Source organism: Aquabacter sp., assembly GCF_965279295.1.
GTDB lineage: Bacteria > Pseudomonadota > Alphaproteobacteria > Rhizobiales > Xanthobacteraceae > Aquabacter.
The window spans coordinates 1-15,212 of the sequence record NZ_CBDIHQ010000008.1 but is presented as its reverse complement, the minus strand read 5'-3'; the positions used below and the strand labels follow the sequence as shown (position 1 = coordinate 15,212).

The window sequence follows — 15,212 nt, the reverse complement described above, 5'->3', positions numbered from 1 at the left end:
TGGTCGCCTTCGCAAAATTGTAAGCCGGCGCGTGGATAGATGCGCTGCCTTGCCGGAATGCGGCCTGCGCACGATGGCGCCTTGCCTTGCTTGGCGCCGAGGGGAGATGGGATGAAAGATCCGATCGCGAAGACCATCGGCTATCGCCTGACGCATACGGCAAGGCTCCAGAAAGCCCTTTCGGCACGCCTGCTGGCGGATCTCGGCCTGTTTCCCGGGCAGGAATCCGTGCTGAAGATGCTGATGGAGAATGACGGCCGCACCATGGGGGACCTCGCGGGTGCGCTGCGGGTGCGCCCGCCCACCGCTTCCAAGACCATCGCGCGGCTCACCACCCAGGGTCTCGTGGAGCGCCGCGCCGCAGACGGCGACGGTCGGCTGGTGCGGGTGTTCCTGACCGAAACGGGCCGCACGCGCGGCGGCTCCATCGACCGCATCTGGGACACCCTGGAAGCAGAAATGGTGTCCGGCCTCGACAACAAGGAACGCAAGCGCCTGCGCAAGCTGCTGCGCAAGGTGGAAAAGAATCTCGCCGCACGCCTCGGCACGGACGGCGGTGTCGATGACGAAGCGGAGACCGCCGAGGAGGAAGACGACGTCTGAGCGCCGGGCTGCGAACGTTTCCCACGCGAATATGCAGCTTCGCACTATCGCGGCGGATATCGCTCCGCCGCCCTCGGCGCGAATAACAAGGCCGCCAAACCGGGTATCCATCGCGAAACGCCCCCATGCGCACTAACTTGGGTGCGTGTCGAACCGTGAACTCGGGCCCGCCGGCGCCCTACCCAAGATATTCCTGGATTGGTTTGCCGCGCGCGGCTGGGCGCCACGGGCGCACCAGCTCGAACTGCTTGCCCAGGCGCGGGCGGGGAAATCCACGCTGCTCATCGCGCCCACCGGCGCGGGCAAGACCCTGGCGGGTTTTCTCCCCTCGCTCGTGGAACTCAGCGAGGCCGGCCGGACGAAGCGCAAGCCGGGAACGGCGGGGCGTACGCCGCCGGAGAAAGTCTCCCCGCTCCACACGCTCTATATATCGCCGCTCAAGGCCTTGGCCGTCGACATCGCGCGGAACCTGGAGATGCCGATCTCCGAAATGGGCCTGCCGATCCGCGTCGAAACCCGCACCGGCGACACCCCCTCCTCCCGCCGCCAGCGCCAGCGCCGCGACCCGCCGGACATTCTTCTCACCACGCCCGAGCAGATGTCCCTGCTGATCGCCTCAAAGGACGCGGAGCATCTGTTCTCCGGGCTTCAGCGCGTGGTGCTGGACGAATTGCATGCGCTCGTCACCTCCAAGCGCGGCGACCTTCTGGCCCTGGCGCTTGCCCGCCTGCGTAAGATCGCGCCCGGGCTCAAATGCGTCGGCCTCTCCGCCACCGTCGCCGAGCCAGACGATCTGCGGCGCTATCTGGTGGCCAAGGGAATTGAAGAGTCTCTCCCCCCGGAGAACGCCGCGCGACCATCCGAACACCTGGCCGACCTCGTCATCGCCGCCGGCGGAGCGCCGCCGGACCTCTCCATACTGGAGACGCAGGTGCCGATGCCCTGGGCGACCCACACCGCGCTGCATGCGCTGCCGGAGGTCTACAAGCTGATCGAGGCGCGCAAGATGAGCCTCGTGTTCGTCAACACACGCTGGCAGGCGGAATTCCTGTTCCAGGAACTCTGGCGCATCAACGACGGCAATCTGCCCATCGCCCTGCATCACGGATCGCTGGATGTGGAGCAGCGCCGCAAGGTGGAGGCGGCCATGGCGGCGGGCCGGCTGCGTGCCGTGGTGTGCACCTCCTCGCTCGATCTCGGCATCGACTGGGGTGATGTCGACCAGGTGATCAACGTGGGCGCGCCCAAAGGCTCGTCACGCCTGATGCAGCGGATCGGCCGCGCCAACCATCGGTTGGACGAAAGCTCGCACGCGGTGCTGGTGCCGGCCAATAGGTTCGAGGTCCTGGAATGCCGCGCGGCGCTCGAAGCCGTGGAGGCGGGCGCGCAGGACACCCCGCCCGAGCGCACCGGCGCGCTTGATGTTCTGGCCCAGCATATTCTCGGCATGGCTTGCGCCGAGCCGTTCTCGGCGCAGGGCCTATATGAGGAGGTGCGCTCGGCGGCGCCGTACCGAAACCTCTCGTGGGAGGATTTCGAGGCCACGGTGGATTTCGTCGCCACCGGCGGCTACGCCCTGCGCGCCTATGAACGCTATGCCAAGATCCGCCGCACCAAGGACGGGCTTTGGCGCGTCGCCAACCCAATGGTGGCGCAATCCTATCGGCTGAACATCGGTACCATCGTCGAAGCCACCATGATCAAGGTGCGCCTCGTCTCATCACGGGGTGCAGCCAAGAACGGCCCCGCTGGCAAGCCCCGCTTCGGCGGCCGGATGCTGGGCGAGGTGGAGGAATATTTCGTCGAGACCATGGTGCCCGGCGACACCTTCGTCTTTGCCGGTGAAATCCTGCGCTACGAGGTGATGGTGGAGGATGAGATCTATGTCTCGCGCTCCAACGATCCAGAGCCCAAGGTGCCATCCTATGAGGGCGGCAAGTTCCCGCTATCCACCTTCCTGGCGGCCGGGGTGCGCGCCCTGCTCGCCTCGCCCGCCCGGTGGAAGGCGCTCCCCAAGCAGGTGCGCGACTGGCTGGAACTCCAGAAGGCGCGCTCCCGCATGCCTGGCCGCACGGATCTCCTGGTGGAGACCTTTGCGCGCTCCGGGCGCTTCTACATGGTCTGCTATCCCTTCGAGGGACGGCTCGCCCACCAGACGCTGGGCATGTTGCTGACGCGCCGCCTGGAACGGGCGAAGCTGAAGCCGCTGGGTTTCGTGGCGAACGATTATGCGATCGCGGTCTATGCCGCCGGGGACATCGGCGCGGCGGTGGGCGACGGGCGTCTCTCCCTGGCGGACCTGTTCGACGCCGACATGCTGGGCGACGACCTTGAGGCCTGGCTGGCGGAGAGCGCCCTGATGAAGCGCACCTTCCGCACCTGTGCGGTGATCTCTGGCCTGATCGAGCGGCGCTTTCCCGGCAAGGAGAAGACCCGACGGCAGGTCACCGTCTCCACCGATCTGGTCTACGACGTGCTGCGTCGCCACGAGCCCGGGCATGTGCTGTTGCGCGCGGCCCGTGCGGACGCCGCCACGGGCCTGCTCGACGTGCGCCGCCTGTCGGACATGCTGATGCGGGTGAAGGGACGGATCGTTCACCAGCCGCTGGAGCGGGTGTCCCCCCTTTCCGTGCCTGTGCTGCTGGAGATCGGGCGTGAAACCGTAGGCAGTGCCGACACCAACGAGGCACTTTTGGCCGAGGCGGAAGAGGATCTGGTGCGTGAGGCGATGGGCTGAACATCCCGCTGGAACGTCCACACCCGCGCAGCAAAGCGCGGACTTAAGCATTGGAAGACTGAACGCTGCGGCCAAGTGCTGCGCCCGCGCATCGCTGCGAAGAATATTCCGGCAAGCTCCATGCGGTGCATTGCATTTTTTTGAGGAGGTCGAAAGACTGTTGCCCGCACCGTAACGTGACGGTGGAATGAATTTTGCCAGATTGCGTCCAGCGCAGCCACAAACCCTTCCGCGACAAGCGGAAACGGCCGGCAGCGGGGACATGACCAATAAAAACGGGCGGGGATTATATGACTACGACAGAAAAGGGAGCGGCAGAGTCCAATGCTGCGCTCGACCACAAGGCGTGGCTGGCCTCGCACGAGGAAGGCTATCATCAGGGCCTGAACCGTCGACAGGTGCAGATGATCGCCATCGGCGGCGCCATCGGCACCGGCCTGTTCCTGGGCGCGGGTAGCCGCCTGCAGGTGGCCGGCCCCTCTCTCGCCCTGGTCTATCTGGTCTGTGGCGGTTTCGCCTTCCTGATCCTGCGCGCACTCGGCGAACTGGTCATGCACCGGCCCAGCAGCGGCAGCTTCGTGTCCTATGCCCGTGAATTCCTGGGCGAGAAAGCCTCGTATGTGGCTGGCTGGCTCTACTTCCTCAACTGGGCCATGACCGGCATCGTCGATATCACCGCCGTCGCGCTCTACATGCATTACTGGGGCATGTTCGTTGACGTTCCCCAGTGGATCTTCGCCCTGGTGGCGTTGTGTATCGTCACGGGCATGAACCTCATCAGTGTCAAATGGTTTGGCGAGATGGAGTTCTGGTTCGCTGTGATCAAGGTCGGCGCGCTTTCGCTCTTCCTGCTCATCGGCACCCTGCTGCTGGGAACCGGCCACCAGGTGGCGGGAACGGCGCCGGGTTGGCATCTCATCAGCGAGAACGGCGGTGTTTTCCCGCACGGCGTGCTGCCCGCCCTCGTGCTGATCCAGGGTGTCGTGTTCGCCTATGCCGGCATCGAGCTGATCGGCATCGCCGCCGGCGAGTGCCAGGACGCCAAGGCGATCCTGCCGCGCGCCATCAACGGCGTCATCTGGCGTATCGCCCTGTTCTATGTCGGCTCGGTGGTCCTGCTGGTCTGCCTGCTGCCCTGGAGCCATTACCGCGCCGGAGAGAGCCCGTTCGTCACCTTCTTCGCTGCGCTCGGCGTTCCCGGCATCGGTAGCGTCATGAACGTGGTGGTGCTCACCGCAGCGATGTCGAGCTTGAACTCCGGCCTCTATTCCACCGGCCGCGTGCTGCGCTCGCTCGCCATGGGCGGCTCGGCACCCAACTTCCTCGCCAGGCTGAACTCCCACTCGGTGCCGTTCGCTGGCATCATGGTCACGGTGACGATTTACGCCATCGGCGTGGTGCTGAACTATTTCGTCCCCTCGCACGTCTTCGAGATCGTGCTGAACGTCGCCTCACTGGGCATTCTGTCCACCTGGGCGTTCATCCTGGTCTGCCAGATCAAGCTGCGTCAGGCGATCAAACGCGGGGAAGCCGAACCGGTGACCTTCAAGATGCCCGGCGCGCCCTTCACCTCATGGATCACCCTGGTGTTCCTCGCCGGTGTGCTGGTGTTGATGGCATTCGACTATCCCAACGGCACCTTCACCGTCGCGGCCATTCCGGTGCTGGTGGTGCTGCTGTCCATCGGCTGGCGCCTGCTGCGCCGTCGCAATCCCGAGATCATGCGCCCGACCATTCCCTCGGTGACGCTGACGCAAAAAATCCTGGAGTGACGGCGGTCCGGTTCGGGGGAACCGTAAGGCTGTCACCATCGCCGTAAGCCTTGCGCAGGATGCGCGAACCCCGGTCAACCCGAATGGTTGACCGGGGTTCGCGCATCCTGGGGTCCGCCAAACCGGCCAATCGAATGAACGAGATCACGCAGCACCTTTCGCAGCTTTACGAGGACACCCCGGTCCTGGTCGCCGCCTATGACGGCCACGACCGGCTGCGCTACGCCAATTGCGCATTCCGCTCTGCCTTCTCCATTGCACCGGGCGAGGACATATCCTGGGGTGATCTGATGCGGCGCAACGCGGTGACGCTGCGCGGCACCGTCATCCAGAATCTGGACTTCGAGGCATGGCTGCTCTCTGCCCAGTCGCGGCGCGGCAAGATCCCGTTCCGCGCCTTCGAAACCGACCTTCACGACGGCCGTTGGCTATGGATGACCGAGACCGTCCAGGCCGACGGCTGGATGCTGTGCATCGCCACCGACATCACCAGCATGCGGGCGGACGAGCGGTCGGTCCGCCAGGACCGGGATTTCGCCATCCGTGCCGCCCACACCGATGAGCTGACCGGCGTCGCCAACCGCCGGTTCGTCACCGCCCGGATCGACGACATGCTCCGCCGGGAGGTGGCGACCGACAAGGTGCTGGGCTGCGTCTGCGTGCTCGATCTCGACAATTTCAAATACATCAACGACCGCCACGGCCACGCGGCGGGCGACATGATCTTGCGCGACTTCGCCAAGCGCATTCACGGCCTGGTCCGCCGCACGGACTGTTTCGGCAGGGTGGGCGGCGAGGAATTCGTGCTGGTGCTACCGGAAACGCCTTTGGGGGCAGCGCCGCTGATCGTCGAGAAAATGCTCGTCGTGGTGCGCGCCTCGCGGCCGCTCATCGAGTTCTCGGACTTCGCCTACACCTTCTCCGCCGGCATCGCAGCGGGCCTTCCCACCGATACGCCGGATGTCATCTACGCCCGTGCCGACCGTGCGCTCTACGGCGCCAAGCTCGCTGGGCGCAATCGCATCCATCTGGACGAAGGCGACGAAAGACCTGCCAGCGCCGCAATGTAAAGCCAGCGTGTGAAACTGCGGAACTGCGACCTTCCGATCGTACCGGCTTGCCCTATATGAAGGGCACCTTATTGTCCCGTTCAGGCTCTCTGGAAATCCCCGCATGTCCGCTCTGTTCACGCCCTGGTCGCTGCGTTCGCTGACCCTCGACAATCGCATCGTCATCGCGCCCATGTGCCAGTATTCAGCCACCAACGGGTCCGCGAGCGACTGGCACACGATCCATCTCGGCAATCTCTCCCAGTCGGGTGCCGGACTGCTGATCCTGGAAGCCACCGCGGTCACCGAGGAAGGCCGCATCTCGCCGGGCGATCTTGGCCTGTGGTCGGATGACAACGAGGCCGCGCTGGCCGGTGTCATCAACCGCATCCGCGCCTGGTCGCCCATGCCGATCGGCGTGCAGCTCGCCCATGCCGGCCGCAAGGCGTCCACCTATGCGCCGTGGCTGGGTGGCGGGCAGGTGCCCGTGAGCGATGGCGGCTGGCAGACCGTCTCCGCTTCCGCGATACCCTTCCGCCCGGCCGATGTCGCGCCGCTCGCCCTGGAAGCGGCGGGCCTCGAGCGGGTCAAGGCGGGCTTTGCCGACAGCGCCAAGCGCGCCGCGCGGATCGGCTTCGACATGGTGGAGATCCACTCCGCCCACGGCTATCTGCTCCACCAGTTCCTCTCACCCCTCTCCAACACCCGCACCGACGCCTACGGCGGCTCGCTGGAGAACCGCATGCGCTTCCCTCTGGAGGTGTTCGAGGCGGTGCGTGCCGCCTTGCCCGAGGGGATGCCGATCTTCGTGCGCGTCTCCGCCTCCGATTGGGTGGAAGGCGGCTGGGATGTCGAACAGTCGATCGTCTATGTGAACGAGCTGAAGGCGCGTGGCCTGGACGTGATCCACGTCTCCTCCGGTGGCCTGTCCATGGACCAGAAGATTCCGCTCACGCCCGGCTATCAGGTGCCGTTCGCCGACAAGATCAAGGCCGAGACCGGCGTGCCCACCATTGCCGTCGGCCTGATCACCGATCCCGAGCACGCCGAGGACATCCTCACCTCCGGCAAGGCCGACGCCATCGGCCTCGCGCGCGGCATTCTGTACGATCCCCGCTGGCCCTGGCATGCGGCGGCGAAGCTGGGCGCTTCGGTGCACGCCTCCAACCAGTTCCTGCGCTGCCAGCCCTCCGGTCTGCGGCAGTTGTTCAAAGCATAGCGTGCCAAGGTCCCGCCCCCGCTTGCCGCGGGGCGCGGGATCGGCATTATCGCAGAATGCTCGCGTGTTCCGATTCTGTTCCCGCTATCCCGTCGCCGCCCACGGCGGTGACGGTGAATGGCGCCGAGCTGGTGCTCGACCCCTCGGGCGGGCTCGTTTGGCCCGCGCAGGGGCTGCTTGCGGTGGCGGACCTTCACCTGGAGAAGGGGTCGGCGTTCGCCCGGCGCGGGCAGATGCTGCCGCCCTACGACACCCTAGAAACGCTCACCCAGCTCGAACATCTGGTCGCCCGCTGGCAGCCGGCGGTGGTGATTGCGCTGGGCGACAGCCTGCACGACCGCTGGGGGGCGGAGCGGCTCCACCCCTCCGCTCTGGCCCGGCTGGAGGCTTTGCGGAAGGGCCGCGACTTCATATGGATCCCCGGAAATCATGATCCCGAGCCCTCTCCCGCTTTGGGCGGGGAATGGGCGCGCGGCCTGCGCATCGGACCCTTGCTGTTTCGCCATGAACCGCTCGCCGAGCCGCTTGCCGGCGAGGTGGCGGGGCATCTCCACCCATCGGCGCGCCTCGTGGTGCGTGGCCGCTCGATCCGTCGGCGCTGCTTCGCGACGGACGGCCATCGGATGGTCCTCCCCGCGCTCGGTGCCTATGCCGGCGGGCTGAATGTGCGCCATCCCGCCTTGTCCGGCCTGTTTGCGCGCAAATTCGAGGCCCACATGCTGGGACGCGAGCGCACCTATCGGATCGAGTTCGGCGCCTGCCTTGCCGATTGAAGCATGAAAAAGAAAACGCCCCCGGAGACCGGGGGCGTTGAATTCTCAGGTCCAGCTTGAATCGTCGCCGCCGCCGCTATCGCCGCTGTCCCAGCCGGAATCGCTTCCGCTGTCATAGCTGGCATCCTGCGGCGCCGCGCTCCAGGGGTCGGCCCCGGCATCGCCCGCGGGATTGCCACCCAGGGCATCCTGAGCCTGGGCGCCGAGACCATCCCCGCTCACCGGAGTTTCCGCTGGAGGGGCCTCAAGCGCCGCCTGCTTGGCGATGGCGCCTTCACCCCCCGACATCAGATCCCGGATGCCATTGGCGAGCAGCATGCCGCCGGCCACACCGGCCGCCGTCGTGATGGCGCCCTGCAGGAAGCCGCCGCCACCGAACCCACCGCCACCACCGCCGAAGCCGCCACGCTGCTGGCCCCAGGGGCCGGACGGCGCTTGCTGGTACGGCTGCTGCTGGGGATAGCCCGGCTGCTGCGCATAATTCTGGGATTGAGCCGGCAGCGGCATTCCGCCACCGGCGCTGCGCACGCCCGTCGCGGGAACCGACGTGCCGCGATTGCCGCCGCCGAACAGGCCGCCGAGGAAACTTCCCCCGCTCTGCTGGGGCGCGGCCTGCTGCTGGCGAACCTGCGCTTCGAGTTCATCGATGCGCCCGCTTGCCTGCCGCAAGGCATGTTCCTGCACCAACACGGTCTGCGCCAGCGCATAGGGCGCATAGGGCATTTCCGACACACGCCGTGAGATCAGCGCCTCGGCCTCGGCATCGCGTGGCTGGCTCGCCGCGCTGCGCATGCGCTCGAAAAGGCCCTCGATCAGATCACGTTCTTCGGGACTCATGTCCGCCTCCGGGTGTCATCACCACGCCGGCATATGAGCATCGAAGGAAGGCGCGGAAAGGGCGCACCCACATGAAATTTTCTTAAACTTACGTAACGTCGCCTCAGGACGCTCCAGACATGAAAAACCCCGCCCCCTGGGAGGGAGCGGGGTCTTGCGAGATGCGATCAACGCTGGTCGGGGTTATCGCTGCCGCGCTGCTCATCGGTGTTGCCATATTGGCTCTGCTGGCCAGGGCGCGTGTCGCCGCCCTGCTGGCCCTGGCCAACACCCGCCTGATTCTGCTGGCGATTCTGGTCCGGCCTGAGCTGATTCTGCCGGTTCTGGTCCGCCTGGCGGTTCGGGTCCTGACCCTGCCCGCCCTGCTGGCGGTTCCGGTCCTGGTCGCGATCGTTCGGATTGGACATGTTCCGTTTCCTTATGTTGAGGGGCCGAGGCCCCAGTCATAAGAACCCCACGGAGCCATGCCCGTTTCAGCTTGGCGGGAAAAATATTACATCAGCCGGCACGCCCGCAGCAGTCTGCGCGCAGCGTCCAGCGCCACCCCCCGGTCGGCGGCGCGCCCGGTGGCCGCAGCGCGGCTCACGCAGTGGCGCACGTCGAACAGGGTAATGGGAGATTGATACAGATAAGCATCGAGATCCCGCACCGTCGCCAGGCCGCGCCCATCGCTGAGGCGGATCGGTTCGGGGAGATGTCTGTCCCAGTGCTGCATGCAAGCGCAACGCAGCCTGCATCGTCACGGTTTCACACGCGAACGCCCAAACTTTGAGCCGCTATGGCAATGCGTCGGGCCTGAAAGCGGAACACCCCGCCCTTCGGCAGAAGGACGGGGTGCATAGCAGGTCTTACCACAGCTATGACAGCCGCCGCTGGGCGGGGCTGCTCGTCGGGACTTCGGCGCCGAGGATACGGGAACAGGTAGCTCTACCTAGCCCGGTGCGCGATCTCGAGGCCGGCGATATACGTCCCGCCGGACAAGTCGGCAACCATAACTTTGGTCGAAAACTTGAACTACACCGTAAGCCACTGAAAAACCCGCGCCGTCGGCGCGGGTCTTTCAGCATCTGAGGGTCACGCGACCAGCTTGTAGGCCGGCAGCGTCAGGAATTCCTCGAAGTCCTTGGCGAGGGTCATGTCGGAGAACAGCTTGATCGCCTCCGGGAAACGGCCGCCGTCATAGATGGACGGGCTGAGGGTGGCCCGGAGCTTGATCATCTCGTCCTCAAGAAGGGACGAGAACAGTTCGGCGGTGATGGTGCGATCATCGTCGAGCTTCGCGCCAAGATGGATCCACTGCCAGATCTGCGCGCGGCTGATCTCGGCGGTGGCGGCATCCTCCATCAGATTGTAGAGCGGGACCGCGCCACGCCCGCGCAGCCATGCCTCGATATATTGCACGCCGACGCGGATGTTCTCGCGCAGGCCAGCTTCCGAGCGGGAGCCCTGGTGGACCACCAGAAGGTCGTCGCGCCCGACGCTCACGTCCTCGCGCAGCTTGCCGAGCTGGTTGGCGGCCGGCATCAGGCGGTCGAACACTTCACGCGCCACTGGGACGAGATCGGGATGGGCCACCCAGGTGCCATCGCAACCATCGCCGGCCTCGCGCTCCTTGTCGGCCCGCACCTTGGCGAAGGCCGCGTCATTGGCCGCCGGATCGCCCTTCACGGGGATCTGCGCCGCCATGCCGCCCATGGCGAACGCGCCACGGCGATGGCAGGTCTTCACGAGAAGCGCGCCATAGGCCTTCAGGAAGGCTTCGTTCATCACCATCCGGCCACGGTCGGGGGTGAGGAAGCGGGCATTCTTGCCCAGGCGCTTGATGAAGGAAAAGATGTAGTCCCAGCGGCCGATGTTCAGCCCGGCCACATGGTCACGCAGTTCGTAGAGGATCTCGTCCATCTCGAACACGGCGGGCAGCGTCTCGATCAGCACCGTGGCCTTGATGCTCTTCGCGGGGATGCCCAGGCGCGCTTCAGTGAGCGTGAACACATCGTCCCAAAGCCGCGCCTCCTTATGGCTCTCGGTCTTCGGCAGATAGAAATAGGCGCCCGATCCCTGCGCCTGCGCGACCTTGGCATTGTGAAAGGCGTAGAGGCCGAAGTCGAACAGCGAGCCCGACATGGGTTCGCCATCGATCTCCAGATGCGCCTCGGGAAGATGCCAGCCGCGTGGTCGGATGATGAGAACCGCAAGGTCGGAGCCGAGCTTGTAGTCCTTACCGTTGGACGGATCATGGAAGTCGATCTTGCCGGCCCAGCGATCCCTCAGGTTGATCTGGCCTTCGATCATGTTGGTCCACAGCGGGGACGAGGCGTCCTCGAAATCCGCCATGAAGACCTTGGCGCCGGAATTAAGCGCATTCACGATCATCTTGCGGTCCACCGGGCCGGTGATTTCCACGCGGCGATCCTGAAGGTCTGCCGGCAGAGGGGCGATGGTCCATTCGGCCTCGCGCACAGCCGCCGTCTCCGCGAGGAAATCGGGCAGCTCGCCGGCGTCGAACTTGCTCTGGCGGAGCGTGCGGGCCTCAAGCAGAGACTTGCGGGTGCCGTTGAACGTGCGGTGCAGCTCGGCCAGGAAGGCGAGCGCCTCGGGCGTCAGGATGTCTTCGTAATGCGGGCCGAGCGGCCCCTTGATAACGACACCGTACGGGACTTCGAGCGTCGACATGATGCCGGTCTCCTGCTGGATTGACTGAACGAATGACGGGAAAACGATGATGGGAACTGGCTTGGCGCCCTGAAGGCGCGACTTCACGCGCGAGCGGAGGCGATCTCCTCCCTGAGACGTCGCGCCGCCGCCGAAACATCGGATGCAGCGCAAATCGCGGACACGACTGCGATGCCGTCGGCGCCCGCGCGGATCACATCGGCGGCAATGGCGGCGTCTATGCCGCCGATCCCCACTATGGGGAGAGAGATCATTCCGCGCATCGCCGCGAACCCTGCGATACCGATGGGGGCGTCGGCGTCGCTCTTGGTGCCGGTGGGCTGGATCGGCCCGGTGCCAACATAATCAACACCCGTGAGATCGGACGCCGCAAGCTTCTGCGGTGTGCCGACCGAGAGACCGAGGATGCGATCGGGCCCGAGCAGCGCGCGGGCATCGGCGGGCGCCATGTCGCTCTGGCCGAGGTGCACGCCGTCGGCATCGGCGGCCACCGCGACGTCCACCCGGTCATTGATGATCAAGGGAATGCCCAGGGGCCGCAGCAGGGCCACCAGCGCCCGCGCCTCATCCATCATCTGGCGCCCCTTGGCGAGGGGATCTCGCAATTGGACAATGGTGACGCCACCCGCCACCGCCTGCGCCACAGTCTCCACCAGCCCGCGCGCGGCCGTCTGGCGCGGGTCGGTAACGAGATACAGCGACAGATCGAACGGACGCATGGCGTTCCCGTAACCATGGGGGAGAGGCGGTGTTAGCGCATCGCACGCGGGAGCGAAACGAAATGCGTCCCGAGTTTATATCACCTTCGGCAACAATGCTTAGCTTCTGCGGCAAGAGTTGAAGAAACCGTGTTGCCATGCGGTATGAGCGGCCAGCATGATCGGCCCATGTGCGGTCGATTTGCCCAGGCGCGCGATGCGGGCCAGTTCTTCAAGCGGTTCGTGCCGGACCGGGTGGCGCCGCTCCTCCCGAACCCGCCGCCGCGCTACAACGTGGCGCCGACCCAGGATGCCCTGGTGCTGCGGCGCAACCCTAAAACCGAGCTTACGGAGCTTGGAACCCTGCGGTGGGGGCTGGTTCCCAATTGGGCCGGCGATGTGGGGATCGCCGCAAGAACCATCAACGCGCGCTCCGAGACCGTTGCCGCCACCGCCGCTTTCAAGGATGCCTGGAGGGCGGCTCGCCGCTGCGTGATCCCGGTGGACGCCTTCTATGAGTGGAAGCCGGGAAGCCATCCGAAGCAGCCCTATGCCATCGCCCGCCGGGACCGCGCGCCGTTGGCTCTGGCCGGGCTCTGGGATGGCTGGAAAGACCCCGCGACCGGGGACTGGCTGCGGACCTTCACCATCCTCACCTGCGAGCCCAACAGCTTCATGGCGTCGCTGCACGACCGCATGCCGGTGATCCTGCCGGACGACGGCATCCAGCCGTGGCTCGCCGCCGCGGACGGGACTGAAGCGATGACGCCGTATGCCGGCGATGACCTGGAGATGTGGCCGGTCTCCACCCGCCTCAACTCAACCCGGCAGGACGGCCCGGACCTTTTGGAGCCGGTGCCGGAACCTCTCTCGCTCGATCTGGGGTGAGCAACATCCGCAGGGCTCAAGCCTTGCGGGGCACCTGGGACTCATCCTCGTCGCCGAGCGGACCGGGATCGTCCGGCAGGGGCGGCATGGCGAGGATGGGCGCTACGGCAGGCGCTGCCGCAGGCCGTGCGCTCTCGGGAGCGGGCGGTGCGGCGACCTCCACGATCACCTCTTCCACGACCGGAGGCTCGACCTTGACCGGGGGCGCCGCCACGGCCGGCGGGGGGATCGCGGCGATGGCGTCGCGCACACGCTCGGCTTCGTGTTCGAGGATCGGCGTCGCGGTGACGCCCGGAGGCACCTCCCACACATAGGCGTCGAGCCGGCCGGTGACCGGCGAGACCGCCGCCCAGTGCTCTGATACCACGCCGTCGGCAAGCCAGGCCGGATCGCGCGGCGCGCGCACCGCACGGGCGGCCCATTCGCGCGCCTTGCCGATGTCGGAATGCTCGCGCGCTTCCAGTTCGGCCATCAACAAGCAGATGCGCTGCGTCGGCGCTTCCGCGAGGGGCGAGAGGATGGCGCGTGCTTCGGCATAGGCGTGGGCATCGATGGTCGCGTGTGCCAGGGCAATGATGCTCTCGGGATGCTGCGGCGCCTTGGCGGCGAGCACGCGGATGCGCTTCAGCCGATCCTGCGCGGCATCGCCGGGCCGCAGATGGGCATAGGCTTCGGCGAGATCGGGATGGGGCGTCGCCTCATAGGCGGTGGCGATGACTTTCGCCGCCCGCCTGAGATCGCCGGCCTGCCCCAGCAGGCGCCCGGCAACGGTCGCGGCGGGCACCAAAGTGGGCGCAAGCCGCACCGCCTCGATGGCGCGTTCCTTGGCGACCGTGGGTTCGCCGATTTCCAGCGCGATCGCCTCTGCGGCGAGGAGAACCGCGCGATAGCGACGGTGCTGCACCTTGTCGATGCCCTTGGCCGCCATCTGGCGTTCCAGCATGGCGCGCGCGCCGGCATAGTCGCCGTCCGCGCACCGCGCTTCGATCACCGCATCGGCGGCCCAGGCCAGCGTTGGCGCTTCGCGAGCCGCCTCTTCGGCAAAGGCGCGAGCCGAGTCGGTCTCGCCGGCCCGCCGCGCTTCCATGTAGAGGCCGCGCAGCGCGATAAGGCGCGTCTCGGGCGCCTCCAGCATGATGCGGAACGACCGGGCGGCAAGGTTTCCATCGCCGTCAAACTGCGCTGATTGGGCCGCGAGCAGATGGGTCAGCGGCTCGTGCGGGAGATAGCGGGCCGCCTCGTCGCGGGCCGCGCGGGCGCGGGCGGCATCGCCTGCGCCGATGGCCATGAGGCCACGGGACAGGGCATTCCAGCCCTTTTCCCGGCGCCGCCGGCGCGAGAACGCCGCCACCAGACGCGGCGAGGCCAGCAGCAGCGCGAGCAGTCGCCACGCCAGCAGCAGCAGCGCGCTGAACGCCGCCAGGCCGGCGAGGGCCACCGGAACGGTGGTCTCCACCCGCCAGCCTTGCCAGACGATGACCATCTCGCCCGGCCGATCGGCGATCCATGCGGCGCCGAACGCAACGAGTGCGAGAACAACAAGGAGGAGGACGAGACGGATCACGGCACCTTCCCGGATACGGCGCCAAGCGCCTGCTGGTAGAGGGCGGAAGCGGTATTGGCGGCGTCGCTACGCTGCGCGATCTCGGTCGTGATCGGCTTCAGCTTCGTCTTGACGTCAGCGGGCATGGCCTCGATCAGCTTGAGCGCCGTGTCGAGATTGCCGGCACGCACGGCGGCGACCGCCGCATCCATGCTGCTCTGGACCTCTTTGCTGGGCACGCTGTCGGCGGGCCGCAGCCGAACCAGATTCTCGGCGCTGGACACGATGCGGTCGACGAACGACCCGGTGGCGGACGGCGGCGCGGCGGCAACCGGTGCAGAGGGGGCATCGAGAGCCGCCGTCAGGCGCTCCGCCAGCTTGGCCGGCGAGGCATAACCCGCACTCGCGCTCGCGGCGAAC

Annotated in this window: 13 protein-coding genes and 1 pseudogene; 7 read left to right on the top strand and 7 right to left on the bottom strand. The window is 66.6% G+C overall.

Translation table 11 applies throughout. The annotated features are described in order from the left end of the window. Window positions 1-111: 111 nt before the first annotated feature. The 6 genes from ADADO0_RS02610 (at window position 112) to pdeM (ending at window position 8,153) form a co-directional block, all read left to right on the top strand. Entirely contained in the window at window positions 112-603 is a 492-nt protein-coding gene (locus ADADO0_RS02610; protein ID WP_511303532.1) for a MarR family winged helix-turn-helix transcriptional regulator, read from the top strand. A gap of 145 nt (window positions 604-748) precedes the next feature. Beyond that, window positions 749-3,340, top strand: a complete 2,592-nt coding sequence (locus tag ADADO0_RS02605) for a ligase-associated DNA damage response DEXH box helicase (protein ID WP_511303531.1) — start codon at window positions 749-751, stop codon at window positions 3,338-3,340. Between the two features lie 290 nt (window positions 3,341-3,630). Continuing rightward, window positions 3,631-5,112 (top strand): L-asparagine permease, encoded by a 1,482-nt coding sequence (gene ansP / locus ADADO0_RS02600; RefSeq protein ID WP_511303530.1) that lies wholly within the window; start codon window positions 3,631-3,633, stop codon window positions 5,110-5,112. Between the two features lie 134 nt (window positions 5,113-5,246). Then, a complete protein-coding gene (locus ADADO0_RS02595) occupies window positions 5,247-6,182 on the top strand; it encodes a GGDEF domain-containing protein (RefSeq protein WP_511303529.1) in 936 nt (311 codons plus the stop codon). 103 nt (window positions 6,183-6,285) lie between these two features. Continuing rightward, window positions 6,286-7,380, top strand: a complete 1,095-nt coding sequence (locus ADADO0_RS02590) for an NADH:flavin oxidoreductase/NADH oxidase (protein ID WP_511303528.1) — start codon at window positions 6,286-6,288, stop codon at window positions 7,378-7,380. A gap of 56 nt (window positions 7,381-7,436) precedes the next feature. Continuing rightward, entirely contained in the window at window positions 7,437-8,153 is a 717-nt protein-coding gene (gene pdeM, locus ADADO0_RS02585; protein WP_511303527.1) for a ligase-associated DNA damage response endonuclease PdeM, read from the top strand. 45 nt (window positions 8,154-8,198) lie between these two features. Here pdeM and ADADO0_RS02580 read toward each other — a convergent pair whose 3' ends face one another. The 5 genes from ADADO0_RS02580 to thiE form a co-directional block, all read right to left on the bottom strand. Then, complete coding sequence (locus tag ADADO0_RS02580) at window positions 8,199-8,990, bottom strand: DUF2076 domain-containing protein (protein ID WP_511303526.1); 792 nt, start codon at window positions 8,988-8,990, stop codon at window positions 8,199-8,201. Window positions 8,991-9,157: 167 nt separating this feature from the next. Continuing rightward, window positions 9,158-9,397, bottom strand: coding sequence for a hypothetical protein (locus ADADO0_RS02575; protein ID WP_511303525.1), 240 nt, complete (start codon window positions 9,395-9,397; stop codon window positions 9,158-9,160). An 86-nt stretch (window positions 9,398-9,483) separates the two neighbouring features. Then, on the bottom strand, window positions 9,484-9,705 hold the full coding sequence (locus tag ADADO0_RS02570) for a hypothetical protein (protein ID WP_511303524.1): 222 nt from the start codon (window positions 9,703-9,705) through the stop codon (window positions 9,484-9,486). Window positions 9,706-10,064: 359 nt separating this feature from the next. Then, window positions 10,065-11,663 carry a malate synthase A gene (gene aceB, locus ADADO0_RS02565; RefSeq protein WP_511303523.1) on the bottom strand — a complete coding sequence of 533 codons (1,599 nt, stop codon included), beginning with the start codon at window positions 11,661-11,663 and terminating at the stop codon, window positions 10,065-10,067. Between the two features lie 83 nt (window positions 11,664-11,746). Continuing rightward, the gene (gene thiE / locus ADADO0_RS02560; protein ID WP_511303522.1) at window positions 11,747-12,382 is read right to left on the bottom strand and encodes a thiamine phosphate synthase; all 636 of its coding nucleotides are present in this window, start codon (window positions 12,380-12,382) and stop codon (window positions 11,747-11,749) included. A gap of 168 nt (window positions 12,383-12,550) precedes the next feature. Between thiE and ADADO0_RS02555 the strand changes: the two genes are divergently transcribed. After that, a complete protein-coding gene (locus ADADO0_RS02555; RefSeq protein WP_511303521.1) occupies window positions 12,551-13,249 on the top strand; it encodes an SOS response-associated peptidase in 699 nt (232 codons plus the stop codon). A 16-nt stretch (window positions 13,250-13,265) separates the two neighbouring features. Here the strand turns inward: ADADO0_RS02555 and ADADO0_RS02550 are convergent, their stop codons facing one another. Together ADADO0_RS02550 and ADADO0_RS02545 are read right to left on the bottom strand one after the other, a co-directional pair. Continuing rightward, window positions 13,266-14,813, bottom strand: a complete 1,548-nt coding sequence (locus ADADO0_RS02550; protein ID WP_511303520.1) for a heme biosynthesis protein HemY — start codon at window positions 14,811-14,813, stop codon at window positions 13,266-13,268. After that, window positions 14,810-15,212 (bottom strand): annotated as a pseudogene (locus ADADO0_RS02545) (hypothetical protein); the annotation flags it as partial. The pseudogene ADADO0_RS02545 and the gene ADADO0_RS02550, both read right to left, overlap by 4 nt.

Bases quoted from the DNA above. Each gene is read 5' to 3' on its own strand.
- ADADO0_RS02610 (WP_511303532.1), top strand. From the start codon at position 112: ATGAAAGATCCGATCGCGAAGACCATCGGCTATCGCCTGACGCATACG.
- ansP (WP_511303530.1), top strand. From the start codon at position 3,631: ATGACTACGACAGAAAAGGGAGCGGCAGAGTCCAATGCTGCGCTCGAC.
- ADADO0_RS02595 (WP_511303529.1), top strand. From the start codon at position 5,247: ATGAACGAGATCACGCAGCACCTTTCGCAGCTTTACGAGGACACCCCG.
- ADADO0_RS02590 (WP_511303528.1), top strand. From the start codon at position 6,286: ATGTCCGCTCTGTTCACGCCCTGGTCGCTGCGTTCGCTGACCCTCGAC.
- pdeM (WP_511303527.1), top strand. From the start codon at position 7,437: ATGCTCGCGTGTTCCGATTCTGTTCCCGCTATCCCGTCGCCGCCCACG.
- ADADO0_RS02580 (WP_511303526.1), bottom strand. From the start codon at position 8,990: ATGAGTCCCGAAGAACGTGATCTGATCGAGGGCCTTTTCGAGCGCATG.
- ADADO0_RS02575 (WP_511303525.1), bottom strand. From the start codon at position 9,397: ATGTCCAATCCGAACGATCGCGACCAGGACCGGAACCGCCAGCAGGGC.
- ADADO0_RS02570 (WP_511303524.1), bottom strand. From the start codon at position 9,705: ATGCAGCACTGGGACAGACATCTCCCCGAACCGATCCGCCTCAGCGAT.
- aceB (WP_511303523.1), bottom strand. From the start codon at position 11,663: ATGTCGACGCTCGAAGTCCCGTACGGTGTCGTTATCAAGGGGCCGCTC.
- thiE (WP_511303522.1), bottom strand. From the start codon at position 12,382: ATGCGTCCGTTCGATCTGTCGCTGTATCTCGTTACCGACCCGCGCCAG.
- ADADO0_RS02555 (WP_511303521.1), top strand. From the start codon at position 12,551: ATGTGCGGTCGATTTGCCCAGGCGCGCGATGCGGGCCAGTTCTTCAAG.